Genomic DNA, 23,786 nt, shown 5'->3' on the forward strand with positions numbered 1-23,786 from the left:
AAATTTTTTTAACAGGGCGAGAACACACGTTATTTAGGCGGGGGAGGATGTCACCAACATATTTATTATTTTCACTTATTTTCGAGTATAATATCTATAGATCAGATCTTGATATTTGGAGTTGAAACTACATATCAAGATCTGAATTATTTTTCAAGGAGTAGATATTATGGCACAATTTAAGGAAAATGATTTCATCATCTGTAAGCCGGCAGAAGAAAAAAGAACCAAAGCAAACGTTGATTTCGAGATCTATGCGCGTATCGTAAAGATCGATGAAAGTACAAATACAGCCTTTCTCGATAAATATCTTGAACAGGGGTTACTTCATTGCGAAACTGGAAAAGATATAGACGGAAACGAAGTATATAACAAATTTCCTCTCAACGAAATCGACCGGTTCTATCAGCTTATGAACAATGAAGAAAAGCATATATTCAGGGATAATTTGCAGAAGATAAAAGATCGAACAGTAAAAGATCCTTGGAAATCAATTCGTATGTACAGCAATAAAGTGAAAGCAACATACGAGGCTATTTGCAATGATATAAACGAATAGAAATACAGAATTCAGATCACAAGAAAACGCCCTTCATCTATCATAAGATGTTGGGCGTTTTCTTGTTGTATATTAAAATCAATAAGGAGAAGCTATCTTCCACGACCGTGACTTTTGGTAATAGAATTATCTAAGCATTCGATCGCTATATCATATAATTTATCCTGATTTAATCCGTTAATGTCATGATCCATAAGTCCATCAGATATGGTGGTATAGAATTCATCCGGATCATTATATCCATAAGATACTAACAAACCATTATCATTAATAACCATTAGGTTAATGCTAAGCCAGTCGTAAAAACTAGCCGGTATTTTTCCGTCTGATTCACATTCTTTGTAGTAGTTTGCGTACATATCAAGTGCTTTAGCTAGTGTCATAGTAAGTTCAATCCTTTCTAATAATATATGATCAAAATATAGAATTATAAAACTGTTAATATTATATCACAAAAATATTAAAATGTCAAGAGCTGCAACGACGTATCCACAAAATAATTGAAAATAAATTGTCATTACCTCTTTTTTTATCTGGATGAGATTTCTGCTATAATAACATCGTAGTGACATCCTCCCCCGCCTAAAGAGGCGGGGGGCGTCCCCTAACCTCAGCGAGTTCGGTTCTCGTTCGATAGTACTAATGCACTAAGCATAAGCGAGCTAACCCCGTGTGTCCCACGGTTTTTATGATTTAAGGCTACGCTAATGCTATTCGCATGCCTTCGTTTCTTATATTTATTGCAGCATTTACATCTCTGTCATGGTGAGTTCCGCATTCGGGACAGTCCCATGCTCTTATAGCAAGGTTCTTTGTTTCCTTATTGATGTAACCACAGCACGAACAAGTCTGACTGCTCGCAAAGAATTTATCTATCTTTACAAGTCTTTTGCCTTGTTCTTCCAGTTTGTACTTCAGGAATGTTACAAACATTCCCCAGCCGTTATCAGAAACCGACTTGCCGAATTTAAGTGCCTGAGACATTGCTTGCATGTTAAGATCTTCTATACATACACAATCATAGGCATTGGCTATCTGTCTTGACTGTTTATGTAGAAAGTCCTTTCGTTGATTTGCTACTTTCTCATGCATTTTAGCAACCTTGATACGTTGTTTATCACGGTTTTTAGAGCCTTTCTGCATAAGAGAAAGTTTTCTTTGTTCTCTTTTTAGCTTTTTTTCGGCTCGTCTATAGTATCTGGGGTAGGCAGGTTCATTGCCGTTGCTGTCTTTGTACAGCTCATGCATCGAAAAGTCAAGCCCTAAGAAGTCATGCAGTTCCTGTTCCTGTACTTGGTTTTCGTACTCATACAGAATACTTGCATAGTATTTTCCGCTTGGAGTCTGACTTACTGTCACAGACTTGAGAACATATTCATCAGGAATGTTCCTGTGCTGTTTTACTTTGACTTGTCCAACTTTAGGTAATTTCAAGTATCCATTGGATATGGCTATGTTACCATTGATACAAACGGTAGAATAGCTGTTCTTTTTACATTTTTTTGATTTAAACCTGGGAAATCCTGTTTTAGGCTGTTTGAAAAAGTTCTGAAACGCTGTATCCAGGTGTCGAAGCGACTGCTGCAATGATACGCTGTCCACTTCCCGTAAGAATGAGTATTTCTCCATTTTCTTAAGTTCAGCCATTTCTTTAGCAGAGGCATTGTAACTTAAAGTTGTCTCATATTCTTTATACTGCTTGATTCTTTTGTATAACCAATAGTTATATACCAATCTCACACAGCCGAAGGTTTTGGCAAACAAAATCTTTTGCTCGTTATTTGGGTGTATTCTGAATTTAAATGCTTTGTTTGCCATAGTGTTCACTCCTTTTATGGCTTTATGTTCTTGATTTTAAATTCTTTAGTGTTGTATTAGTAGTATTATTTGATCTGTCTGACCTCCAGTTATTAATTATTATCTACAATACTATTATACAAGAAAATTAGTAATAATATAAATAGTGCTTTATTATCCAAATCCACTGTATTTTAGCCACTCCATTTTATTCGACTGAATATTTTATGCTATGAGTAAAGTGAAAAGTTCAATGAGTAAGAAACGTAATTCATCTCCCACCTAAGAGGTGGGAGTCTTCTTGCTTAAAGAGGATTAAAAAAGCAAAACCGATAGCAGAATATTGACAAAAATTATTTTTTTGTGTATAATATTTGCGATGGTACTTGAACTGCTTTGTGTCACGCGTGACACAAAGTATTTGCAATGAGACGTTAAAATTAAAAGGGGAGTCCTAAAGACTCTCTTTTTTACTATATATAATTTTTTTTCTATGATAAAATCTGCTATAATACTATACAGAAACAATATTTTCTATACATAAATATTTTTAAGGAGAATAAAAATGCCGAGAAAAAAAGCGGAAACTGCTGTTATTGACAGGACCGGTTATGATGAGCACATGAGAGACATAGTTGTATCAGAAGTTCTGACAGAAAACTATATGCCTTATGCCATGAGTGTTATAAAATCGAGAGCGCTGCCGGAGATAGACGGATTTAAGCCTGCACACAGAAAACTTCTGTATACAATGTATCAGATGAAGCTTTTTGATAAAAAGACGAAATGTGCCAATATTGTTGGTCAGACCATGCAGTATAACCCACACGGAGACTCCAGTATCTACGAAACACTCGTAAGATTGACCGAAGATAATGAATCCTTGCTTACTCCTCTTATTTCTTCTAAAGGCAATTTCGGTAAGCACTATTCAAGAGATATGGCTTATGCAGCATACAGATACACAGAGGCAGGATTTACAAAGATAGCAGCAGAGTTATTTGAGGGTATAAACAAAAACGCCGTAGACATGGCAGATAACTTCGATGCTACAAAGAAAGAACCTGTGCTTCTGCCAACAAGCTTTCCTAATATACTCGCTATGCCTACTCTGGGAATAGCTGTCGGCATGGCTTCCAATATTGCATCCTTCAACCTTAAAGAACTGTGCGAAGCTACTATCGAGTATATAAAGGATCCTAAAACAGATATTCTGGATATTATGCCCGGCCCTGATTTTTCTACCGGGGGAGACATCCTGTTTGATCGAGATGAAATGGACAAGATCTACAGAACAGGGAAGGGGAGTATCGTTGTAAGGAGCAAATATACAGTCGATAAGAAAAACAGAAGAATTGAGATAAGAGAGATTCCATATAGTACGACTACCGAAGCTATCATCGAAAATGTTATAAGCCTGTGTAAAAGCAAAAGAATAATGGACATCGATGATATAAGAGACGATACTGATAAAAACGGACTTCTTATCACTATTGAGTATAAGAGATCAGCTGACCCTGACGAGATCATGAATAAGCTTTACAGTCTGACTCCGCTTCAGGACACCTTCAGCTGCAACTTCACAATGCTTATAAACAATAATCCTGTTGTTCTTGGAGTATACGGTATACTCGATGAATGGATAAAGTTCCGTACTGAATGCATCAAGAGAGAGCTTACATATGATCTTGAAATATTCAGAAAGAAACTCCATCTTATGGAAGGCCTACAGAAGATCCTTTTAAATATCGATAAGGCAATTAAGATCATACGCGGTACAAAACTGGATAAGGATGTTATCCCCAACTTGATGAAAGGCTTTGATATAGACAAGACTCAGGCTGAATACATCACAGAAATAAGACTCAGAAACATAAACGAGGAATGGATCCTTGACAGAACAAAGGAAATCGAGAAAATAAAAGAAGATATAAAGAAAAATGAAACGATAATAAGCAGTGATAAAGCCCTGAAAAAGCAAATAATCAAGAAACTGAAGGAAATAGCAAATAAAGAGGATTATATCAAACCCAGAAAAACAACTATCAATACGGAAGTTAAGGTTGAAAAAGTAACTGTAATTGAAGAAGTGAAAAATTATGATGTAAAGATCATAATTAGTGAACACGGATACGTCAAGAAAGTTCCCACAAGTACGTATAAGGAAGATACAGAGTATAAGCTGAAAGACGATGATCGTATCCTAAAGATCATAGACGCTCAGAACATCGGAGAAGTACTTACCTTTACTGATAAAGGTGTAGTCTATAAAACAAAGATCAGCGATATAGAAGTTTGCAAAGCGGGAGAATTTGGAACATTTATCCGTTCTGCAGCCGAAATACCCGACGATGAAAAAACTGTCTTTATAACAGCAACAGGAGATTTCTCGGGTAACATGATAGTTGTTTTCGAGAATGGTAAAGTTGCGAAGTTCCCGTTAAACGTTTATGAGACAAAACAGAACAGAAAAAAACTGATAAATGCCTTTTATACGAACGTAAAGCCCGTCGCATTCTATCATGTTCTTGAAGACGTCAATATAAAGATGAAGAGCGATGGCGGAAAGCTGCTGATCTTTAATTCAGAAATGATAAATCTAAAGAATTCAAAGACAACACAAGGAACTCAGGTAATGAAGCTTCCAAAGGAAACAAAGATCCTAAAGTCTAGGATCATTGAGGAACTTGATAAAAAAAGCAGTAAAATAGTAGTGAAAAGCATCCCTGCAAGTGGTTTTTCAAGAAAGAAATAAAGAATTACTTTAATTGGAGAAGATAAAAAGCCTGCAATATCAACAGAAATCTTCGGAGACTATATACTTGTAACAACAGACAAGGGAGAAAAAATACTTACGAGCGGAACAATGGTTATAATCTACGAAGACAAATATTATTATGAAGAGGAGAATAATAAATGACCAGTAAGCAGTTTGATGAGATCATAAAGGAAAATAAAGAGCTGATAGAAAAGGCTTTCCCGGACGAATATACTCCTGTTGAAGAGATAATCGAGCAGAAAGAAAAGTATGAGGTTATTGTGAAGGGGAAAGATAAGACAGACTCCGAAGCGTAATATAATTATCTGATAAAACGACAAAGCTCTCTCGTCACTAATAGGATGGGAGAGCTATTTGTGTCACGCGTGACACAAATAATGAAAAATCAAGATACGATAAAAGTCCTTGCAAATTTTTGCAGGGATTTTTTATTGGAGCGAATTTTACCATATAATATATTTGAGATCTTTTATGATAATCTGGAGTTATATAAGATCTGAATATTATTAACGGAGGAAAAAAACATGTCAGCAATAGCAAATGAATTACTAGAAAAGGAGATAATTCGACTTAGAGAAGAAAACAGGAAAATCAATGACCAGCTGAATTTCGTGTGTAAAAACAGAGAGGTTATTCAGAAGTCCTATGCAGCATTGGAAAAAAAGTACAATGAATTTGTTGCCAATGCTACGGAAATTAATATGGGACTGCTTCATGTTCATACAAACGATAAAGGTAATCCCGGTGTATTTGTTACCTATGATGCATTAAATTCAGTAAATGGTACAGAAATAGAACGACAGGCTGCAGTACTTGTTGAGTATAATAAAGAAAGCGGTAGAATACAGGTATTCACTTATGATAGGTATTCGGATGACCCTATAAATTCTTACGAAATAGATACAAATTTAAGAGAAACGGCAGCTGAATGCAGACGTAGGATAGCGGAATGCGAGGCAGTTCTCAATGAGGCTTATAAGGAAGAATATCCTGAGGAGTTTTTAACAGTAATGGAAGAAGCCGAACTCAAAGATGACATAAAGCAATGCGAAGAATACTGCAAAAGATTCACAAAGCTTACAGGAGAAGAAGCTTAAATAATCAAAAGGAGTACTAATATGAAAATCAATAACGAAAAAATAAAGAAAGCACTATTTAACAGCGGAACATTAGCGGTGGAAGACTTCTGTGGTATGGATCTGTCAGGCTATGATAAAGAATCTATTGATAAGATTATGGATGAGGTGATAGATCAAATGCCTGATGATACACTTGAAGAGTATTACAAAATCTACGTGATCGATGCTGAAAAGGAGTAATAATGGATACATTTCAAAAAAATTGTCCTGTTTGCGGAAGCAAAGAATATGGATACGAATCTTATTCTGAATTTGGATGGGGCAGTGTGGAGCAGCATGGCTACTGCGATAAATGCGGCTATACAATAGAACAGGCTTATTCACCTGTCTACGAATTCTTCAGTGACTTGCGCAAAGGATATAAGGATATGGGCGGAACTTATCACGAAAAGAACGTAGTAAGACATAAAAGAATTCGCAGGAAACATTGGGATAACGCCAAAAGAATTCTTGCGAAAGAACCAAGGATAAACCCTTATATTATGTTTCAATGGTTTTAAGAAAGGAAGAAAATTATGAAATATTTATTTGGATACACTTTTACAGGGATCGATGAGAATCACCCTCTTTCAGGAAGTAAGGTTAATTCAATTATAGCAGAGAATGACAAAGATGCTGTTGATATAATAAGGAAACTGAAAAACAACGGAATGATAAACGAATACGAACTCAAAAAGTTTCCTGCAGCAAAATGCACGATAGATTTCATTTACAAAGAGGAGTCTAATGATCTGCGTTATAGTCACCGGAAGGTAACATCAAATGTCGTGAAAGACTTTTTGAATTCTCAGGAAAACACAAACAAAACCACTAATACTTCCGGTCATATTCCCGGAGGTGAAGCAGAAAAAATTCTGAATAAGATCATCGATTATTTAGCTGACAATGAGAAAAACGAAGAAGCTGCAATAAACAAGCTTATAAAAATAGGATTCACCGGAGAATCACTCGTTGATTATTTCGGCTTCAATATGATGTCCGTAAGTGAAGTTCTTGAGGAACTGCATAATAAAGAAAACAGGACATCATGAATTATAACGGAGGATTTAAAATGGGACTTAATGAAGAAATAGCAGATAATTGGGTCATCTATGTAAACTGGATGAGATGTGGAATGAGAGAAGCTGATGATGCTCTGAACGAAAGCAATCGCAGGCTAATAAAGGCTTATCAAAAAGAGCATCCAAATGCTAAAGGTTATAAGCTGTGGAAAGGAATTATAGATATTCCTGAACAGGTCTATAATTTTGGAATAGATATGATCTTTGAAGGAACGCCCGAAATAATAAACGAAATAAATAATGAATCTGACGAGTTCAAGAGGCTTAAAATATTTGAGAAATATGGAGCTATAGGAATCGTCTGGAGTTAAATAAAAGTACGGAGGAAAAAATCTATGAAATATATTTATGTCGAAGTCTGGGAAAGAGAGATAGAAAAGCCTGTAGTGTATAATACTTATGCTGAAGCAAACTGTCAGATGAGAAAAGATTTTCTGGCAGCAATAAGAGATCGAGCAGAGACTATTCTTTCAGAAGAAAAAATAGACCTCACCGAGAAGCCTGCATATGGAGAATTTGAGGACTGTGAGATCACACCATATTCTGCATGGGCTAATGATTGTGCAAACCACGATAATTGGGATGCCATGATTTTCCCTTTCGATGAAAGCAAAGAAGAAAAGCCATCACCTAAAATCGAAGGCTATATTATAATCACCTACAGCAAGAACAAGCCGGAATATGTTGAGATGACGTCTTTCAGAGGGCTGGATCATTCTCTTACTGCAGATAAAGCCAAGGCAACTGTATTTGAAAGGATAAAAGAAGCAGAAGAAGTTCTTGAATATCTTAATAATGTATCGAACAAATATTTTAGAATTGATCCCGTTAAGGTTAATTGATCTTATACTCTCCCGATGGTTCGGGGGAGTTTTTGTTATTATATCGAAAAATCAGATATAATGATTATAGGTGTATTTACTGATAATTCGGAGTTCAAAAACGTAAAAACGGAGGTATTACTAATGGAAAAATTTTCAAGCAGCAATTATATAAGCAAAAAATACGGTATTGAAGCAGGAAGTACAGTATATGTAGTTCGTGAACATCTGTATTATCTTCCTGGCGATCCTATTCCCAAACAGGAATTTTGCATTTACGAAGCGCAGATAGAGTATTTCAGAAAAGGCGGATACACTGATTTCAAAACGAAAATAACAAAGCCTGCCTTGCAGAACAACATTGATTTTTTCAAACTGACCAATCTTAATAACAATTTTGTTTTTTCTGATAAAAGAAGTGCTGCACTTTTTGCAAAAGAACTTACAGATAAATTTGAAGCGAAAAGTTATAGGAAAAATTGCCCGATGATGAGAAGGACATGGGCTGTTTATCTAGAAGACGATAAGAAAGAGGGAGAAATGAATGAAAAACCAAAAATGTGATTACTGCAGCGGTGGGGAAGTCCTTATAGGAGAAACTACAGAAATGAAAGTATTTGTTGATGCCGGAAGTACAGGTGAAGCCAGAACGATAAAGGTAGAAAGTATGCCTTGTCCTGAGAATGCTTTTTGCGGTATGAATGGAATACCTTCCAGAGGAGTGTTTTTGATCAATTACTGTCCGATGTGTGGACGGAAGCTTTAAAGGAGCTTAATAGGAAAGGGCTGTTGATGTGCAGCTCTTTTTTTGTGGGGGAGGGGAGTTGTTTGAAATTTGTGTCACGCGTGACACAAAATCACTTATAAACTACAAAAAGATTTCAGTGTATTATATTTGCCTAAAAACAAATCATTGTTTATGGTAAAAATAGAGTTTTTTGTTAAAAAACGGTTATTTATGTTCGTTTGCTTGACATATCATGATTTCATTGTATAATTATAATAAGGCTAGTTATAATAATTCAGTATTACAATTAGCTGAAAATATAAAAGCAAAATTGCTGAAAAGCAGTGACGCAAAGCCAAGGGTCTAAACCGTATGGTATGACAGCCGGTTGCTATAGATAGGTAGGTTATAGGCAATGCGTTTTGGCGCATTGTCTTTTTGTTTTAACAGATTGAGAAAGGATGATTTTATGAAAAAGAAAGTATTAGCCTTATCAGCTGCTATAACTATGATTTTGGGTACTGGAGGAGTATTTCCAAAGGCTAAATTGGATTTTAGTTCATTGATTTCAGTATACAGTTGGGAAACTAATGAGGGTTATGAATATGAAGTGATTAATCGCGATACGATTTGTATCACAGGATATAGTGGTTATGATGCAGAAATAATAATACCTGATAAAATAGATGGTAAAAAAGTTACTAGCTTAGGGGAAAATTCTTTTAGGTATACCGGAATTAAAAGCATAACGATACCCGATGGCGTAAAGAGTATAGGGGAAAATGCTTTTGATAATTGCGAATACCTGACAAGCATAACTATTCCAGAAAGTGTAGAGAAAATAGAAGGCTATACTTTTTGGGGTTGTGATAATCTGGAGAGCATAACGTTACCCAATAGCATAACTAGCATAGGGCAATGTGCTTTTGGCGGCTGCAAAAGCCTGACAAGTATTACTATACCATATAGCGTTACAAATATTGGAGATTATGCTTTAGGATATAAAATGTTATTAAGGTTTGATGAATATGAGAAACTCCCCAATTTCAAAATTTATTGCTACAAAGACGCCCAACACATCACCTTATCAACACTAAAAAATACCGAAATTCAGCATTTTTTCAAATGCTGAATTTCACCTCAATACCTGTTTCATCGGATATAAGCACGACATCAATCATCGCTGCCGCTATATCGTGCTTTTCCTGAACCGTCAGTTTATCCCACTGCTTCATAGGTTCTTCCAAAGGCTTTGTGTCGATTGCTTTACGCTTACGGCACATAGTCTGCAATTTTTTATCAAGCTTCGATTTCTGTTCGTGCAGGGCGCTCACACGCTTCTGAATGTAGTCAAAAAGTACGCTGTCCGCATCAGCGAGCTTTTCCATGAGCTTCTGGATCTCACCGTCAATGTGAATGATCTCTGTCTTGATACTCTCCGTTTCGGTGTCGGGCTTGCTGTCCTCACGCTTTGCGATTTTGAGCTGTTCGATACGCTTCTGCATTTCTTCCAGCACAGCGTCCTCGACCTGTTTCGGCTTTAACTGAATGGGCGGAGTGGGACAGCCGTTCAGCGTGAACTTGCCGTAGTCGATGAAGCGGTGATACACACACCTTTTCTGTTCGCACAGTGATTGAAGTGCATCGCATAGCCGCAGCAGGCACATTTCACCATACCCACAAGCCAAGAGTTCATAGCCTTGCCGTTTGTCGGGAACTTGCTCTGGTGCGACTTCCTGTCCTGCACTCTCAGCCACGTTTCCGCAGGCACAAGCCCCTCATGGTATGCTACCTTGACGAAATGCGTATCATCAAGCCCAGCGTGGATAAACAAGCCGTGAATGCCGTCATAGGCTTCAATATCGTCAAGCATTTCATATCCTTTGGAAAGAAAATAGCGGTAGACCTCTTTGTCAGCCCTCACATACAGCGGATTTTCAAGGATACGGCTCAGGTGCGACCTGTCAAGATTGGAAATGCCTGTTTTCGTGCGTGGTGTCGGTCTTGAAGCATTGATACCGTTCTCCGTCATGTAGCGGATAATATCGGTCAGAGAGTTTTCGGGATGCTGATACAGGTCATACGCCACACGCACCGCCTCCGCATTCTCCGAGGGAACAAGCACCGAGCCTGTTTTGCCGTTAATAGTCCGTCTTTCGGGAGTGTAGCCGAACTGAACTTTACCGCCCTGATAGAATCCTGTTTCTCTTGCCTTAGTCTGGAAAGCATCGGCTACACGGGCAGCGATAGTCTCACGCTCAAACTCTGCGAAGTTTAGCAGATTGTTTCGCATCATACGCCCCTCTTTTGTCTCCGTATTGAACGGCTCGGAGAGGGAGTAGACGGTCACACCATAGCGGTCAAGCTCGTCCGTGATATTCAAGTATTCCCTCATATTTCTACTGAAACGGTCATACTTTTTCACGATAATTCTGCTGATAAGCCCCTCACGGGCATCGCTCATCATCTGCATAAATGCGGGACGGTGCATCACATCTTTGCCCGACTTGCTGTCATCGCAGTAGATACGATAGTCGCATTCGCCCACAAATCTGATACACTCCTCCTTCTGTGCGGATATGGACAGCGAATTGTTGCCCTTATCCTTGTCACTAACGGATCGACGAAAGTAAATTGCCGTGATACCGTCGTTTGTTTTAGTTGATTTTCTCATTGTTGACCTCCAATTGCATCAGCATAATCGTAACTGTAATTCTTTTTCGGCAGATTGCCAGATCATTCAGTTTCTTTCTTTGTTCCGTTGCGGCGCATTGCACCGAGGAAAATATCGTACATCTTGTTGATCTTCTGCTGTCTGATTGTTTCGGGAACATCATCAGGGTAAGAAACTCTAACCTTGATACCCTCATCAGACACATAGGGGGCTGCCTTCTCTCTTTTCTCTACGGCAGATGTTGTATTCAAATTTTAGTCCTTTCCGACAGCTTTCTCTTTGTCGCTGTCTGTCATTTCAGGTTTGGTTATCAGCATCATCGCTTCTTTCAGCGATAGAAGTCGTAGCCATATCATCACCACCATTCTGAAATTTTAGTCGAGCCGAACTACTCAGCCCATACTAAAATTATAGCGCACTTTCGGGGTGAAAGTCTATTCGCAGTGCGCATGAAGCCCCGTGCGCCATAAAACTTTTCTTATCGTGAAAATGTTATGTGAAATTTTGAATTGGGCATAAAAAATGCAGAGCCGGTGTTGCTCTGCATGAAGATGGTATTCGGTTTTATTATCTGAATCGTACGCTTAGATTATTCTTAGTCCATACGGCGAAAACGATATAATTGCAAACTTGTAAATTCATCTTTGTTATGCTCCTTATACACGCCAATTTGACGGAGCAAGTAGTTGATTACACCATTGCCTTGCATTGGTTCTATCGCTATGCTGCCATTCTCAAATAAAACACCTGTTTGTGTTCCATATCCACCAAAATAATCTGTTTCAATATACATGATCTGTGCGTCTTTAGATTCCTGCAACAAAAAGCTAATGACAGAATCAGATAGATAATTGAACTGAGGATATTTATGAGTATCAGCAGTATCAAACAACTCCTCAATATCGTCAAATAAGCTATCATTGAGAAATGACATTCCATAACCCTGCGGAAGTATATTTTTCTCTGCATACACCCAATGATCTGAAATGTTTTGAATAACATTCTCTTTTGCAATAATAGCTCTTATCATATGTCCCATGAAAACTCTCCCTGTTTTTACGAGCACGCCGACCTCCAACTCTTTCCCCTAAATTATAACACACCGCCCCCAAAAATGCAATCCCATTTCCGAAAAATCCACCCTCCAGAATCACCGTCATCATCAACAGAAATCCCATGTTGAAACTATGCAGGAGGGAGAATCATCATGAACAAACTGTAAACTTTTCAGAAAATTATGCCAGAATCCTCAAATTTCACGGTAGATAAGTGAAGGGGTATTTTCATGGGCGATCAGGCAGGGCAGAAATTTGAATGTAACGATAAGTGTATCGACATTCAAAATCGGCTCAGGGAGAGCTGAACGGAAGGTTTCACCAGACTGCCGCCCACCCAGCATCATAACTGCGCCGAAGCCCAGTAAAATACTCTCAGAGCCGTGCGAATACAGAGAAAAGTCGCATAGCTCGTACATGAACTTTGTTCATGTATATCACAGCAGGAGCGTGAAAAAGTGCCGAAGAACGGCGAAAAACAAGTGAGGGCGTGGAACGCCCGATCAATTTTCACAAGCACGGTATGTCGTATTACGATTATGAAAAATCGTAAACCACATACGGCTTGTTAGGGGAAAATTCCCCTAAGACCCCTGAGAGGTCGGCACAGCCGACCGAGATACAGAAAGGAGACACAATGTCAATATTCAAAAAATCGGGCGAGGTAGATTTCACTGAACCGCCCGAAACCAGCGAGGGCGAATCACCACCGCAGGACACCGAGCCGAGCGAGGTACGCAAGCACCTGATTACTTTCAGAGTGAACGACATGGAACTTGAAGCAATCAACCGCCGATATGCGGAAACATCGTTCAAAAGCCGTGGCGATTTTTGCAGGTATTCTGCACTCATCGTGATGAATGTTGAGGAAGATACCGAGGACATAAAGCAGATAGCGAGGTACATATCGTCTATCTCCAATTCGTTCAATCAGGTAGCCCACCGTGTCAATAAAGGCGGAAAACTTTACGATGAAGATATTTCCGATATGAAAGCGAGATTAGAGGAAGTTTGGCGATTACTCGTATCCATACGATCCACACGGGAACATACGGTGCAATTGCTTATATCTGCAACCCGGACAAAACCGCAGACGGCAAATATGTTGTTAGCAACCTGTGCGTATCTTCTCCATGTGGAGCATCAGAACAGTTCAAAAATATCCGAGAGTGTGTCGGCACAGGACGAAGCCGAAGCGAGTGTCAGCACATAATACAATCGTTTGCTCCGGGGGAAGTCACTCCCGAACGTGCTTTGCTTATCGGGCAGGAACTTTGCAAGGCACTTTTCAATGACAAGTATCAGTATGTGCTTGCCGTCCATTGCGACCATGAACATATCCACAATCACATCATCGTGAACAATGTGAACTTCTACACGGGCAAGACCTTTGAAACCGAGCATAATCAGGGCAAAATTCCCGACCGAGCGTGGAGCAAACTCCGCACGATTTCGGACGAACTATGCAGGAAACACGGACTTTCTATCATCGAAAATCCGCATCTTTCAAAGGGTAAAAGCCATTGGGAGTGGGAGCTTGACCAACAGAATTTGTCGTGGAAAGAACAGCTTAAACGAGCCATTGACGAGGTTATCAAGGTCAGTGAGGACTTTGAGGATTTCCTTGCGAAATGTGCCGATTTCGGAATACTTGTGGACTACAATCCCGACCATAAAATCGACCTGAAATTTATGCTTGCCGAGCAGAAAGAACGCAATTCGAGGGCGAAATTCACAAGAGCGAAAACGCCCGAACAGATTACGCACAGCAGAGTGCGGAGCGTAAAGCCCTGAAGAAAGAAGCGGACAGACTTTCAAGGCTTGCGCAGCAGAAGCGTGACAGTCAGAGAACGCTTGACCGATATATGCAGAACGAACAGGCTGCCAAGAGAAAGAAAGGTCAGCTTGAATAAAGAGAGGAAGATTTTATGAGTAGAATAGGTTATATCCGTGTTTCCACGGAACATCAGGAGACAGCGAGACAGCAGGAGATCATGGACGGCTATCAGGTAGACCGCATCTTCTCCGAGAAGATTTCGGGAGCGAACAAAGACCGCCCACAGCTCAGGGCTATGCTTGACTATGTGCGTGAAGGCGATACGCTTTACATCGAAAGTATCAGCCGTTTAGGACGCTCCACAAAGGATTTGCTGAACATCATTGACACTCTCACCGAAAAGGGTGTCACTCTCATCAGCCACAAGGAAAACATCGACAACGTGAGGGCATCGAGATCGCTAAGGCTCAGGGTAAGTACGCAGGGCGTAAACCCATTGAAATCGACTGGACGAGGTTCGGTCAGCTTTATGGGGAATGGAAGTCAAAGAGCATCACGGGCAGGGACTTTATGCGGAGAATGGGCTTGTCGGCTAACACCTTTTACCGCCGTGTGCGTGAGTATGAAATCCGTCACGGCATTGCCGAGCCTACCTCTGCTTGACAGCCCCCTCAGACGAACGGAAAAGTCCATCAGAGCCGTTCGAGCCTGCGGAGCGGAAAACTAACCGCCTGAAAAGAAAAGACCTGAGAAGTGCTTGTGTGAGCAAATCTCAGGTCTTTGTGAGTTATTCAGTTCCAAAAGGGTATGCTGTCATTGTGGCGCGCGCCATAATTCCGATATGGACTTGTGTGGAACGGATTACAGGTGTTCCAATAGACTACGGTCATTTGAACTTCTTGACAGTAAAGTACCGAGTAACACTTGAAATGATCATCATAAGGATCATCACACTCAGCACGGCAAATGCGATCAGGAAAGAGTACGGAAACCACACACCGATCATTTTGTAGCTTGCAAAGCCATAACCTGCGATGCTGACTGCTATTCTGGGGAGCAGGGGGGTCAATACAAGCAGCGGCACCAGAATGCAACATTGTTTGCATAGTCTTTTCTTCTCTTTTGCAAGGTCTGTCTGCTTCTTGTCAAGGCGCTTTCTCTGCGTAAACATCATAAAAAGCACCAGAATAATACCGATCAAACTAACGATTGTGATACAAGACGATACCTTATCCATAGTCGAGCAAGGATCTAACAGTTCAAACTGTTCTCTGTTGATCTGTTCGCCCTTCATGACTTGATAAAGTGAGTTGCCTGCATAATCTGCTATGAATGTCCACACGTTTGAAACGGAGAAAATGCCGATGTCCCGTTCTTTATCGACAAGAATGAAAGAGCTGAAATTTGCGTTCGTTCCCGTGTGATACAAAAAGCCGTCATAATCTATCCATCCGTTATACTGTACCATACTGTTACCCATGTCGATCTTGTACACATCGGGAGCTTTTTGTGAAGCAGTAATAGCGTTTGTTAGTTTTTCCGGCAGCTCCAAATGTCCGAGCTGTGCTTCTATCCATAGCGACATATCCTTCGGTGTGGAACGCAGACCGCCGTCACCCGAAGTCAGCGAAAATTCAGGTTCATCGTATGGCCTAAGTTTCAGGAATAACCAGCGGTAGCCCTGTGTTGTCGGAATATGATATCCGCTGTGTATCATTCCGATCGGCTGCAATATTTCCTTTGTGACGTATTCTTCAAAGGGCTGACCGCTGACGGTTTCTGTGATATATGCAAGAATGTCATAGCCGAGATTACAGTATTCAAACCTCGTTTCGGGTTCATAGACAAGCTCGATGTTTTCGGCAATGTGGGCTATTTCCTCATTGGAAACTGTGTTGTCTTCGACCGGATACTGCATCATCGTTGTGTTGGAAATGCCCGAACAGTGTTCAAGAAGCTGCCATATCTTCGTATCCTGCGATGCTCCGTTCCAAGTCACGATCCACCACGGCAGGTAGTCCGATACGCTGTCCTCAACCGAGAGCTTACCCTCCTCCTGCAATAGAAATACAGACAGTGCAGTAAATGCTTTTGAGCATGAGCCGATGCCGAACACAGTGTCCTCAGTTACGGAAGTTTGCTCCTCGATATTGGCATATCCCCAATTCTTGAAACCGACCTCCGAGCCGTTCACCAAAGTAACGGCAAGTCCGGGCGGATCATCTTTCTCTATTTTTTCTTCAACAAAAGCACTCCACTCCGTATTATCCAAGACGGTATCCGCAGCAGATGCCTGAAGCGGTGCTGCGATCAGAATAGGCAGCGTAAGAGTTACTGCTATTGCTTTCAGTATGAAATTTCTGATCATCAAGTATTCTCCTTTTTACAAATGTTATCTATTTTACTTTGAACAAACAATTTCAGAGCAAGTAATCCATAGCTCATCAATGAAATCAAAGCATAGTATACAATACCGAGTATAGCCGCCTTAAATAAAGTCAGGCTTTCTGCCGGTACCAAGCCATATATAAGGTTACCTGTAATTAGAAAGCGAATATAATCAAACAGGAAGTAACACATTGCCATAGCCGGGGCAATCATAATTCTTCTGAAACGATCTTTTTTATCCTTTAACTCAAATTTTGTCGCAAACAAAAACATTGCCAAAACCAACATGGGATTGATTCCGTGCATGAAGAAAAACATATCACTAAAATTAAAATTGAACCAACCTAAGAACTTAAAAAACACAGTACAAAAAACGGTCAGTATACACGGCAGAACTAATTGATACATCATCACAGGCAAGGCTTTCTTTCTGATAAGACCTACGATCCCGTCAAATAGCAATAACAAGCCACATAAGGAATTTGAAATAAAAGTCAACTCATGCATCAATGAAACTTGAAAATGATATCCAACAAGCACCGTGAATAGTATGAATGCCCCCACAATCATTTTTGTTATTCTTTTGATAGTTCTGTCTGCATAAGATACTCTATTTCCTTCATAACTCATAATTGTTTACCTCATAATCTTTCCGATTTTTATGAGCAAAATGAGAGCTTACTGCAATAGCTCACTTTATCAGTTTCAGGCTCATCAATATATGATCACCTGTCTAACCGTTGTAATCATAAAACAGCTTATCAAGCAGCTTGTCAAGCCCACGCTTGTCACCGAGGGCAGCCCTGATAAAAATGCCGATATTGCAGAGCATCAGCTTCAGATAGAGCCAGTCACCCATATCATCGTATTTTCTTGTGGAATTGATAAGTACGTTTTTATGCAGAACGGTATATTTCTTTCCTTTACGCTTACCATATGCTTTCAATAGCTTGGCAGTCGCAGCATCTTCCATAGCTTTCTTTTCCACAAATCCGCCTATTGCCTGAAATGTTGATTTCTCAGCCCAGAAGATACCACAGTACAGTCCCGTGACAGCAAAAGACACTCTACACAGCAGATCATTCAGATACAGAGGAACAGAATATCGCTCAAAGCGGATCGGCGCTCCGCCGCCGATATATTTGCCTGTGTCCAGCAAAAAAGCGATCTCTTTCAGCGTTCCTTTCGTCATACGGTTATCGCAGTCTATGGTCACAATAATATCGCCAGTCGCATTAATGATCCCTGCGTTTCTGACCTTGGCAATACACCTGTCACCGTTGGAAATGACCTTTGCACCATGTTTCTCTGCGATCTCTGCAGTCCTGTCAGTACAGCGATTGCAGACAACGATGATCTCCACCTGACCGCCGTAATACTTTACGGCGGCTTTTATGGAACGGATACACCTTGCCACATATTTTTCCTCGTTATGGGCGGGAATAATAACCGAGATGCTTTTCATGATGATGTTTCCCTCCGCAGATATATCTGTTTCCAGTGATCTATCATTTTCAGATAATCATGTTCCATATCATCGGCATTTAAGCTGCCATTGCTTATCTTTTCAAATAAATAACCTTCACAGGCAAGATATATGTTCCTATATATCATTTCAAGGTCAAGACCTTCTATAAACTGATCAGGGGTAATGCTGATATTAGTAGTCTGATAATCAAATCTTGAATAGCTGTCTATAAAGTCCGAAACGTCCGCTTTTACCTCTGGTTCATTATCATAGTATGCTTTCAGTTCAAATATCACACATTCAGGGTATGAACGAAGCATATCGGTTATTGTCTTTAATGAATGTGTAAAAGCATCAAAAAAGTTCTCGCTGTCATAGCATCCTTGTTCTTTTATTCTTTGACTCTTTATCTCAGCACAATATTGCAGAAGATACAGATAAAGCTCTTTTTTGTTCTTAAAATAATAGAATAAAAGAGATTTGCTTATCCCTGCTTCTGCTGCGATCTCATTTATAGGGCTTTTCTTGTATCCATATTGCGAGAATACACGCAGAGCAGCATTTATGATAGAGGTGCGCTTATCATCTGGCAAACTAAGAAAGCTGTTATTCATATTATCCCCCCCTTGACCGCTTGGTCAATTAAATTATAACACGACTGACCGTTTTTGACAAGACCCTTTTCATAATTAAAAAAACAGGGCAATGCCTTCCACTCACGGAGGACATTGCCCTTTCCTTATGTTATGATCGTATTAGTCCTGAATTTCCTTCATCATAGTCGCACCGTTCTTAAATCCGATCTTGTAGGCTAACCTCATCTCGGCAGTAGCAGCGGTATCACTCACGCAGTCGAGAATTTTGTGGAATACATCGATCTGCTCCTCACTCAGCGAATTTTCAAAGGGGATACAGAGCTTGTTAAACTCGTCAGAAAACTCGGCGGCGTGAATATCGCCCTGCCGATAGTTGTAAAGTACATCAATCATCGTTATTTCGTCCTTTCAGTTTTTTGTAAAACCAATCGTCCGATTAACAAATATTCCGTTGATAAGGTGTTGCCTACGGCACACCGCTGGCGAAAAATATGCGGTTGATAATGGGTTTGATTATGAATTGTTAGACAAAACCAATACGATTTCCGATTGTACGATCACGCTCAGCCACACGTCATACATCTATGACGAAACGGAAAAGGAGCCTATTGTGACCGTAAAAGATGGAACGAAGACACTTGTAAACGGTACTGATTATACTGTTTCTTATTTAGATAATAAAAATGTGGGTACTGCAGAAATCATTGTTACAGGTATCGGACAGTATTCAGGAACAACAAGCCTGACTTTCGAAATAATTGCTAAAGTTGATTCAATGCTCGGTGACGTAAACGGTGACGGCAAGATCAATGTTACCGACATCACAAAGGTAGCTGTACACATCAAAGGTAAGAAAATGCTTGATGATGCAGTACTTCAATATGCCGATGTAAACCACGACGGTAAAATCAATGTTTCTGACATTACAAAAATCGCAGCACACATAAAAGGGAAAAAATTACTATTTTAGTTCTCGCACAGGCCTGTCAATACCGGCAGGTCTGGTTTTTTTCCTATCATCCGTATCACGTGTGTCACGCGTGACACAAAATAAAAAATCACATTTTAACTATATAAAAATATTATTTGGACGTTTCCTTGATTTTTTTTATCTACCTGTGCTATACTGTAGTCATAGAAGAGAGGAAGACTTCTCACAAGCAGATAACACTTGCTCCCTGCAGCAAAAAAGGCACCTCTTAGCGCCAAGAGGTTAACATGGCGTGAAAACTCCAGTTACCAATCATCGTTTTGCCTTTGTATAGCAAGCAACTCAAAAATGTTATTCTCCTTGTTATTCTGCTATCAGTAGGGTAGGGAACAGCCCCGAGCTCAGGCCTGTATTCATCAGGAAATCCGCAAAAGCGGATAAGTTCCATCGTTTATGTTCCTTTATGGTGATTCTTTGAATTTTTTCCTCCTGTTTTTTGGAATCTTCATTTTTTTATGGAGATTCTTTTTTTATCTGAATAAATTTTCTTATAAAATAAAGATGTCTAAAAAATACTATATATAATTTTTAATTCGCGTCAGAATCTTATATAATAATATAGGCAAATTAAAACTGAAAATTCAGGAGGTACAAATATGATAAACACAAAAGATTTTAAGACAAAGACTTATCTTAAAAAGGGAAATAACATAGGATCAAACAAAGCTTGGGTCATAGCTATGGATGTTGGCTACTCAGCAGTAAAGATAATGTCAAAGACAGATATCTGTTCTTTCCCATCATTTGCTATAAGAAGAAAAGATAATACAGCTTCCATAGGCGACGCTGCTCCTACAGATATTCAGTATAAGGGCGAAGACGGTGTTATCTGGGATGTAGGAGAGATCGCTGTTGGTAAGATTTCTCAGTCAGATAGCAGTAATTCCGAAGAAATGCTCTATTCGAGAAATAGATACACTAATCCGATGTTTCTTGTTATCAGCAGAGTCGGTATCGCGCTCGGTCTGCAGGGCTACATGGGAGAGAACGGCGGCGGAAAGAAGAAAATTGTCCTCCAGACTGGACTTCCTCCTGCATATGTAAAGGCAGACAGCAAACCCTTAAAAAATATACTTAAGGGTAAGCACGAATTTTATCTTAAGATAGGAAAAGAAACATGGAAGAAATACTGCTTTGAACTGGAAGAAGAGAACATCTGGATCATGCAGCAGCCTTTAGGCTCACTTCTCGGTGCAACTCTAACTGATGAAGGAAAGCAGACTCCGGACGGAAAAGATCTTATGAACAAGAACGTCCTCATCTTCGACGGCGGATTCGGAACTCTTGATACTTTCGAGATAATAAACCGAACAATAGGATCGACACAAACATTTGATCATCTCGGTATGAAAGCAATACTGCACAAGGCAGTAAATGATATTTATAACAAATACGACGAGGAGATAGCCGTATCTGCAATGCAGAATATTCTTAGTACCGGAAAGATCAAAAAGTACGATTCGGAAACGGTATCCACTAAAACCATAGAGATAGCAGACATCGTTGAGACTTGCAGTTATGATATCTGCATGGAAGCTATTAAGAGCATACGTACTATTTACAACAATCTTATCGAATACGATTATTTGCTCGTTACAGGCGGCACAGGTGATGCTTGGTTCTCGACAGTAAAAAATTATTTTTCCAAGATGGAAGGGCTCAATGTTATAGCAGCTAACAGAGCTACTACTATTCCTCAGATCTTCTCCAACGTGAGAGGTTACTATCTGTATCGTGTAACTGCACTGAATTCAAAGAAGTCAGCATGATGTAAGGAGGAGGACTAGGAAATGTATGTACAGGTAAGACTCTATGTTCATCAGGATAACGACTTGATGATGATAAATAACGCTCCCGGTTTCAATCTTGACACGATCATCCACGATGCAGTGTGTGCTTTCGTCAGAGGCGAGGATTTTGAGATCCCGTCTCTAACGATAAAAAAGAAAAATATGAAGGACTCCGGCAGGATATGCGTAACATTCGATGAAAGGTCAGATGCAGACGTTATATCTTATCTCAAAACAGTAAGATACGGGTTTATGAATGATTATCTCAAGCAGATAACCAAAAGATATATACAGAGGGATATGTTTGAAGCTGCTTTTTGCGCAGAGGAAGGTGAAAATAACAAATCTGTCAAAGGCGTTGTTTACCATAAAAAGCGTGTCAGCTTAAATGAAGAACCCAAAGAAATAAATGTGAGCAAGAAAAACGATGTACTCAATGTGCCGGGTCAAGATCCTGCCGAAAGCAACATAGCACCTGCAGAGCCGGCGGTACAGCGGGAGATCACTTTTGAAAAAAACATCAATGATACTAGCGATGCAGGAAACAATGATACCGAGGAAATGGTCGATCTGATAGATAGCCTTATCGGTATCTAGGAGGAAAGAAAAAACAATGGATAATTTCAAAATACCATCAGACACTCTGGATAGACTCAATGATTTTGCGGATCAGATAATGGATATGATCGACGGTTCTTATCCTTTCTTTATAGTTTACGCTACCGAAAACATGAATAAGAAGACCAACTATAAGTATTTCTATTCTATACCATCGGAATTGGGCTATAAACTCTGCGATAACAAAATGAAAGACATTCTCGATCTCCATAACATTCCCCGCGATGGAACGCCATGCTCCGTCAAGGACTTTTCAATGCCGGATGATGAAAGGGAAAAGCTTAGAAATATCGTAAACAGCTTTATGTTTTACTGCCAAAACGCTAGGATCCCATGCTTCATTCAGATCGCAGTAGAAAATAACGCAGAAAAGAACAGCACAGAGTACATTATGGACATCGTATCACCGTACAGGCTGTTGATAAAGCTTAACAATGATAAGATCACAAAAGTTCTGAGATATACTATGGAGTCGAATATTTATCCATCAAGGCTGATGGACCTGAAGACTGATCTGCTTGACATTAGTGAGATGGTTAATGATGTAACTAAGCTGGATCATGATCAGGAAGAAATCTATCCGGATTCTACCGAAACTGAATTTTCTGAGATCTACTCAGCGCCTGTCTATAATCCCGAAACGGCTGAATACGATGTTATAAGCGAAATTGTAATGGACAGCGCTGAAATAATCGAATCTATGAACAATAAGGAAACAAAAGCAATTTCGGATAATAAGATCACTCCTGTTTCTGAGCCTGTCGAAGAAAAGCCAAAGAAAAAGAGAGGAAGAAAAAAGAAGTCAGAAACGGTTCTTACCTCGGATGTTCCAAATGTTTCAACCATAGAGAAAAAGGAAGAACCGGACGAACTTCCTAAGCCCAAAAAGAGAGGAAGAAAAAAGAAATCAGAAACAGTTCCTGTTCCTGAAGAAACATCTGTAATAAATGTAGAACACAAGGAAATCCCTGATGAGGCCCCTAAGCCCAAGAAAAGAGGAAGGAAAAAGAAGACGGAAATGAATGCTGTAATTGAAACACCGGCCGCAACAAGCGCCCCTCAGAAGAAAATAAAAACAAAAGAATATTCAAATTTGGGAGAAATCATCACTCCTATAATGAAGTCCAGCAAGAGTAAAAAGAGATCGAACTCTGCTTTGTACGAAAAATATAAAGATATTCTTGAGAGATTCCCCGATGACTTCATAGATGGCGAATACGACGATGCGTAGAAGAAAAAAAGACCGATTGTGACAGTCGGTCTTTTTCTATATTATCTCAGTTCTATATCATGTAGTGCAGCTTGTTCTGCACACTTGAAAACTCCGGAACTGGTAAAATCAGTTATATAAATTCAAGAAACGTATTTTTATCGATTCTAATTTTCTGTTATAATATAATTGCTGATGAACATTTCCGATATTTAATTATTATCCGGAGTTCAATGTCCTTTGCCAAGGACAGAACCTTCGTGGAGAGCGAAGAAAAATAATTCCTAATAGTGGAGTGTCTGTCGGAAATCATCAGCATCTCTTGGTTTTTGGAAG

General features: G+C 39.6%; 30 protein-coding genes, 1 pseudogene and 1 riboswitch. Of the genes and pseudogenes, 19 read left to right on the forward strand and 12 right to left on the reverse strand.

Annotation, left to right across the window (positions count from 1 at the left end; genetic code table 11):
• The first annotated feature begins 169 nt into the window (after window positions 1-169).
• Entirely contained in the window at window positions 170-559 is a 390-nt protein-coding gene (locus RUMAL_RS17865; RefSeq protein ID WP_013483499.1) for a hypothetical protein, read from the forward strand.
• Window positions 560-651: 92 nt separating this feature from the next.
• Here the strand turns inward: RUMAL_RS17865 and RUMAL_RS17870 are convergent, their stop codons facing one another.
• Window positions 652-942, reverse strand: a complete 291-nt coding sequence (locus tag RUMAL_RS17870) for a hypothetical protein (protein WP_013483500.1) — start codon at window positions 940-942, stop codon at window positions 652-654.
• Between the two features lie 316 nt (window positions 943-1,258).
• A complete protein-coding gene (tnpB, locus tag RUMAL_RS17875) occupies window positions 1,259-2,377 on the reverse strand; it encodes an IS200/IS605 family element RNA-guided endonuclease TnpB (RefSeq protein WP_013483501.1) in 1,119 nt (372 codons plus the stop codon).
• Between the two features lie 544 nt (window positions 2,378-2,921).
• Between tnpB and RUMAL_RS17880 the strand changes: the two genes are divergently transcribed.
• The 11 genes from RUMAL_RS17880 to RUMAL_RS21030 all read left to right on the forward strand — a co-directional run bounded on the left by RUMAL_RS17880 (window position 2,922) and on the right by RUMAL_RS21030 (window position 10,015).
• Entirely contained in the window at window positions 2,922-5,111 is a 2,190-nt protein-coding gene (locus RUMAL_RS17880; protein WP_013483502.1) for a DNA gyrase/topoisomerase IV subunit A, read from the forward strand.
• A gap of 161 nt (window positions 5,112-5,272) precedes the next feature.
• Window positions 5,273-5,431, forward strand: coding sequence for a hypothetical protein (locus RUMAL_RS21975; RefSeq protein WP_013483503.1), 159 nt, complete (start codon window positions 5,273-5,275; stop codon window positions 5,429-5,431).
• Between the two features lie 228 nt (window positions 5,432-5,659).
• Window positions 5,660-6,232, forward strand: a complete 573-nt coding sequence (locus RUMAL_RS17885; RefSeq protein ID WP_013483504.1) for a hypothetical protein — start codon at window positions 5,660-5,662, stop codon at window positions 6,230-6,232.
• A gap of 21 nt (window positions 6,233-6,253) precedes the next feature.
• Entirely contained in the window at window positions 6,254-6,454 is a 201-nt protein-coding gene (locus tag RUMAL_RS17890; protein WP_013483505.1) for a hypothetical protein, read from the forward strand.
• A gap of 2 nt (window positions 6,455-6,456) precedes the next feature.
• On the forward strand, window positions 6,457-6,774 hold the full coding sequence (locus tag RUMAL_RS17895; protein ID WP_013483506.1) for a hypothetical protein: 318 nt from the start codon (window positions 6,457-6,459) through the stop codon (window positions 6,772-6,774).
• 15 nt (window positions 6,775-6,789) lie between these two features.
• Window positions 6,790-7,305, forward strand: coding sequence for a hypothetical protein (locus RUMAL_RS17900; RefSeq protein ID WP_013483507.1), 516 nt, complete (start codon window positions 6,790-6,792; stop codon window positions 7,303-7,305).
• Window positions 7,306-7,325: 20 nt separating this feature from the next.
• Entirely contained in the window at window positions 7,326-7,646 is a 321-nt protein-coding gene (locus RUMAL_RS17905; RefSeq protein ID WP_013483508.1) for a hypothetical protein, read from the forward strand.
• 24 nt (window positions 7,647-7,670) lie between these two features.
• Window positions 7,671-8,177: a hypothetical protein gene (locus tag RUMAL_RS17910; RefSeq protein ID WP_013483509.1), complete on the forward strand. Its 507-nt coding sequence runs from the start codon at window positions 7,671-7,673 to the stop codon at window positions 8,175-8,177.
• A 123-nt stretch (window positions 8,178-8,300) separates the two neighbouring features.
• Window positions 8,301-8,720, forward strand: coding sequence for a hypothetical protein (locus tag RUMAL_RS17915; RefSeq protein WP_013483510.1), 420 nt, complete (start codon window positions 8,301-8,303; stop codon window positions 8,718-8,720).
• Window positions 8,701-8,922 (forward strand): hypothetical protein, encoded by a 222-nt coding sequence (locus RUMAL_RS17920; RefSeq protein ID WP_013483511.1) that lies wholly within the window; start codon window positions 8,701-8,703, stop codon window positions 8,920-8,922. Before RUMAL_RS17915 ends, RUMAL_RS17920 begins: the two co-directional genes overlap by 20 nt.
• Window positions 8,923-9,197: 275 nt before the next feature.
• A riboswitch (cyclic di-GMP riboswitch) is annotated at window positions 9,198-9,279 on the forward strand.
• A 73-nt stretch (window positions 9,280-9,352) separates the two neighbouring features.
• Window positions 9,353-10,015, forward strand: a complete 663-nt coding sequence (locus RUMAL_RS21030) for a leucine-rich repeat domain-containing protein (RefSeq protein WP_013483512.1) — start codon at window positions 9,353-9,355, stop codon at window positions 10,013-10,015.
• Here the strand turns inward: RUMAL_RS21030 and RUMAL_RS22625 are convergent.
• From RUMAL_RS22625 to RUMAL_RS22070, 5 genes are all read right to left on the reverse strand, one after another.
• Window positions 10,005-10,493, reverse strand: a complete 489-nt coding sequence (locus RUMAL_RS22625) for a hypothetical protein (RefSeq protein ID WP_242837762.1) — start codon at window positions 10,491-10,493, stop codon at window positions 10,005-10,007. The genes RUMAL_RS21030 and RUMAL_RS22625 overlap by 11 nt on opposite strands.
• Window positions 10,454-11,557 (reverse strand): recombinase family protein, encoded by a 1,104-nt coding sequence (locus tag RUMAL_RS17930; protein WP_242837763.1) that lies wholly within the window; start codon window positions 11,555-11,557, stop codon window positions 10,454-10,456. The genes RUMAL_RS22625 and RUMAL_RS17930 overlap by 40 nt, the downstream gene beginning before the upstream one ends.
• A gap of 62 nt (window positions 11,558-11,619) precedes the next feature.
• On the reverse strand, window positions 11,620-11,808 hold the full coding sequence (locus tag RUMAL_RS17935) for a hypothetical protein (protein WP_013483513.1): 189 nt from the start codon (window positions 11,806-11,808) through the stop codon (window positions 11,620-11,622).
• 344 nt (window positions 11,809-12,152) lie between these two features.
• A complete protein-coding gene (locus RUMAL_RS17940; RefSeq protein WP_013483514.1) occupies window positions 12,153-12,596 on the reverse strand; it encodes a hypothetical protein in 444 nt (147 codons plus the stop codon).
• A 210-nt stretch (window positions 12,597-12,806) separates the two neighbouring features.
• Window positions 12,807-13,031 carry a hypothetical protein gene (locus tag RUMAL_RS22070; protein ID WP_028504423.1) on the reverse strand — a complete coding sequence of 75 codons (225 nt, stop codon included), beginning with the start codon at window positions 13,029-13,031 and terminating at the stop codon, window positions 12,807-12,809.
• A 218-nt stretch (window positions 13,032-13,249) separates the two neighbouring features.
• Here RUMAL_RS22070 and RUMAL_RS22995 point away from each other — a divergent pair, with 218 nt between their 5' ends.
• The 3 genes and pseudogenes from RUMAL_RS22995 to RUMAL_RS17960 all read left to right on the forward strand — a co-directional run bounded on the left by RUMAL_RS22995 (window position 13,250) and on the right by RUMAL_RS17960 (window position 15,052).
• Window positions 13,250-13,825: a MobC domain-containing protein gene (locus RUMAL_RS22995; protein WP_013483515.1), complete on the forward strand. Its 576-nt coding sequence runs from the start codon at window positions 13,250-13,252 to the stop codon at window positions 13,823-13,825.
• The gene (locus RUMAL_RS17955) at window positions 13,729-14,406 is read left to right on the forward strand and encodes a relaxase/mobilization nuclease domain-containing protein (RefSeq protein WP_154662885.1); all 678 of its coding nucleotides are present in this window, start codon (window positions 13,729-13,731) and stop codon (window positions 14,404-14,406) included. Before RUMAL_RS22995 ends, RUMAL_RS17955 begins: the two co-directional genes overlap by 97 nt.
• Before the next feature lie 134 nt (window positions 14,407-14,540).
• Window positions 14,541-15,052 (forward strand): annotated as a pseudogene (locus tag RUMAL_RS17960) (recombinase family protein).
• A gap of 223 nt (window positions 15,053-15,275) precedes the next feature.
• Here the strand turns inward: RUMAL_RS17960 and RUMAL_RS17965 are convergent.
• The 5 genes from RUMAL_RS17965 to RUMAL_RS17985 all read right to left on the reverse strand — a co-directional run bounded on the left by RUMAL_RS17965 (window position 15,276) and on the right by RUMAL_RS17985 (window position 19,234).
• Window positions 15,276-16,757, reverse strand: coding sequence for a serine hydrolase domain-containing protein (locus tag RUMAL_RS17965; protein ID WP_013483517.1), 1,482 nt, complete (start codon window positions 16,755-16,757; stop codon window positions 15,276-15,278).
• Complete coding sequence (locus RUMAL_RS17970; protein ID WP_013483518.1) at window positions 16,757-17,407, reverse strand: hypothetical protein; 651 nt, start codon at window positions 17,405-17,407, stop codon at window positions 16,757-16,759. Before RUMAL_RS17970 ends, RUMAL_RS17965 begins: the two co-directional genes overlap by 1 nt.
• 103 nt (window positions 17,408-17,510) lie before the next feature.
• Window positions 17,511-18,242 carry a glycosyltransferase family 2 protein gene (locus RUMAL_RS17975; protein ID WP_013483519.1) on the reverse strand — a complete coding sequence of 244 codons (732 nt, stop codon included), beginning with the start codon at window positions 18,240-18,242 and terminating at the stop codon, window positions 17,511-17,513.
• Complete coding sequence (locus tag RUMAL_RS17980) at window positions 18,239-18,859, reverse strand: TetR/AcrR family transcriptional regulator (RefSeq protein WP_013483520.1); 621 nt, start codon at window positions 18,857-18,859, stop codon at window positions 18,239-18,241. Before RUMAL_RS17980 ends, RUMAL_RS17975 begins: the two co-directional genes overlap by 4 nt.
• A gap of 141 nt (window positions 18,860-19,000) precedes the next feature.
• Window positions 19,001-19,234, reverse strand: a complete 234-nt coding sequence (locus RUMAL_RS17985; RefSeq protein ID WP_013483521.1) for a hypothetical protein — start codon at window positions 19,232-19,234, stop codon at window positions 19,001-19,003.
• A 217-nt stretch (window positions 19,235-19,451) separates the two neighbouring features.
• On the opposite strand from RUMAL_RS17985, the gene RUMAL_RS22630 reads away from it, so the two are divergent.
• From RUMAL_RS22630 to RUMAL_RS18005, 4 genes are all read left to right on the forward strand, one after another.
• On the forward strand, window positions 19,452-19,811 hold the full coding sequence (locus RUMAL_RS22630) for a dockerin type I domain-containing protein (RefSeq protein WP_013483522.1): 360 nt from the start codon (window positions 19,452-19,454) through the stop codon (window positions 19,809-19,811).
• A 617-nt stretch (window positions 19,812-20,428) separates the two neighbouring features.
• Window positions 20,429-21,601: a ParM/StbA family protein gene (locus RUMAL_RS17995; RefSeq protein WP_013483523.1), complete on the forward strand. Its 1,173-nt coding sequence runs from the start codon at window positions 20,429-20,431 to the stop codon at window positions 21,599-21,601.
• Between the two features lie 21 nt (window positions 21,602-21,622).
• Window positions 21,623-22,219, forward strand: coding sequence for a hypothetical protein (locus tag RUMAL_RS18000; RefSeq protein ID WP_013483524.1), 597 nt, complete (start codon window positions 21,623-21,625; stop codon window positions 22,217-22,219).
• A gap of 16 nt (window positions 22,220-22,235) precedes the next feature.
• Window positions 22,236-23,471, forward strand: coding sequence for a hypothetical protein (locus RUMAL_RS18005; RefSeq protein ID WP_013483525.1), 1,236 nt, complete (start codon window positions 22,236-22,238; stop codon window positions 23,469-23,471).
• The last annotated feature ends 315 nt before the right edge of the window (window positions 23,472-23,786 follow it).

Origin of the sequence: Ruminococcus albus 7 = DSM 20455, assembly GCF_000179635.2 — a bacterium.
In the GTDB taxonomy this organism is placed as follows: Bacteria; Bacillota; Clostridia; order Oscillospirales; family Ruminococcaceae; genus Hominimerdicola; species Hominimerdicola alba.

Bases quoted from the DNA above. Each gene is read 5' to 3' on its own strand.
- RUMAL_RS17865 (WP_013483499.1), top strand. From the start codon at position 170: ATGGCACAATTTAAGGAAAATGATTTCATCATCTGTAAGCCGGCAGAA.
- RUMAL_RS17870 (WP_013483500.1), bottom strand. From the start codon at position 942: ATGACACTAGCTAAAGCACTTGATATGTACGCAAACTACTACAAAGAA.
- tnpB (WP_013483501.1), bottom strand. From the start codon at position 2,377: ATGGCAAACAAAGCATTTAAATTCAGAATACACCCAAATAACGAGCAA.
- RUMAL_RS17880 (WP_013483502.1), top strand. From the start codon at position 2,922: ATGCCGAGAAAAAAAGCGGAAACTGCTGTTATTGACAGGACCGGTTAT.
- RUMAL_RS21975 (WP_013483503.1), top strand. From the start codon at position 5,273: ATGACCAGTAAGCAGTTTGATGAGATCATAAAGGAAAATAAAGAGCTG.
- RUMAL_RS17885 (WP_013483504.1), top strand. From the start codon at position 5,660: ATGTCAGCAATAGCAAATGAATTACTAGAAAAGGAGATAATTCGACTT.
- RUMAL_RS17890 (WP_013483505.1), top strand. From the start codon at position 6,254: ATGAAAATCAATAACGAAAAAATAAAGAAAGCACTATTTAACAGCGGA.
- RUMAL_RS17895 (WP_013483506.1), top strand. From the start codon at position 6,457: ATGGATACATTTCAAAAAAATTGTCCTGTTTGCGGAAGCAAAGAATAT.
- RUMAL_RS17900 (WP_013483507.1), top strand. From the start codon at position 6,790: ATGAAATATTTATTTGGATACACTTTTACAGGGATCGATGAGAATCAC.
- RUMAL_RS17905 (WP_013483508.1), top strand. From the start codon at position 7,326: ATGGGACTTAATGAAGAAATAGCAGATAATTGGGTCATCTATGTAAAC.
- RUMAL_RS17910 (WP_013483509.1), top strand. From the start codon at position 7,671: ATGAAATATATTTATGTCGAAGTCTGGGAAAGAGAGATAGAAAAGCCT.
- RUMAL_RS17915 (WP_013483510.1), top strand. From the start codon at position 8,301: ATGGAAAAATTTTCAAGCAGCAATTATATAAGCAAAAAATACGGTATT.
- RUMAL_RS17920 (WP_013483511.1), top strand. From the start codon at position 8,701: ATGAAAAACCAAAAATGTGATTACTGCAGCGGTGGGGAAGTCCTTATA.
- RUMAL_RS21030 (WP_013483512.1), top strand. From the start codon at position 9,353: ATGAAAAAGAAAGTATTAGCCTTATCAGCTGCTATAACTATGATTTTG.
- RUMAL_RS17930 (WP_242837763.1), bottom strand. From the start codon at position 11,557: ATGAGAAAATCAACTAAAACAAACGACGGTATCACGGCAATTTACTTT.
- RUMAL_RS17940 (WP_013483514.1), bottom strand. From the start codon at position 12,596: ATGGGACATATGATAAGAGCTATTATTGCAAAAGAGAATGTTATTCAA.
- RUMAL_RS22070 (WP_028504423.1), bottom strand. From the start codon at position 13,031: ATGTACGAGCTATGCGACTTTTCTCTGTATTCGCACGGCTCTGAGAGT.
- RUMAL_RS22995 (WP_013483515.1), top strand. From the start codon at position 13,250: ATGTCAATATTCAAAAAATCGGGCGAGGTAGATTTCACTGAACCGCCC.
- RUMAL_RS17965 (WP_013483517.1), bottom strand. From the start codon at position 16,757: ATGATCAGAAATTTCATACTGAAAGCAATAGCAGTAACTCTTACGCTG.
- RUMAL_RS17970 (WP_013483518.1), bottom strand. From the start codon at position 17,407: ATGAGTTATGAAGGAAATAGAGTATCTTATGCAGACAGAACTATCAAA.
- RUMAL_RS17975 (WP_013483519.1), bottom strand. From the start codon at position 18,242: ATGAAAAGCATCTCGGTTATTATTCCCGCCCATAACGAGGAAAAATAT.
- RUMAL_RS17980 (WP_013483520.1), bottom strand. From the start codon at position 18,859: ATGAATAACAGCTTTCTTAGTTTGCCAGATGATAAGCGCACCTCTATC.
- RUMAL_RS17985 (WP_013483521.1), bottom strand. From the start codon at position 19,234: ATGATTGATGTACTTTACAACTATCGGCAGGGCGATATTCACGCCGCC.
- RUMAL_RS17995 (WP_013483523.1), top strand. From the start codon at position 20,429: ATGATAAACACAAAAGATTTTAAGACAAAGACTTATCTTAAAAAGGGA.
- RUMAL_RS18000 (WP_013483524.1), top strand. From the start codon at position 21,623: ATGTATGTACAGGTAAGACTCTATGTTCATCAGGATAACGACTTGATG.
- RUMAL_RS18005 (WP_013483525.1), top strand. From the start codon at position 22,236: ATGGATAATTTCAAAATACCATCAGACACTCTGGATAGACTCAATGAT.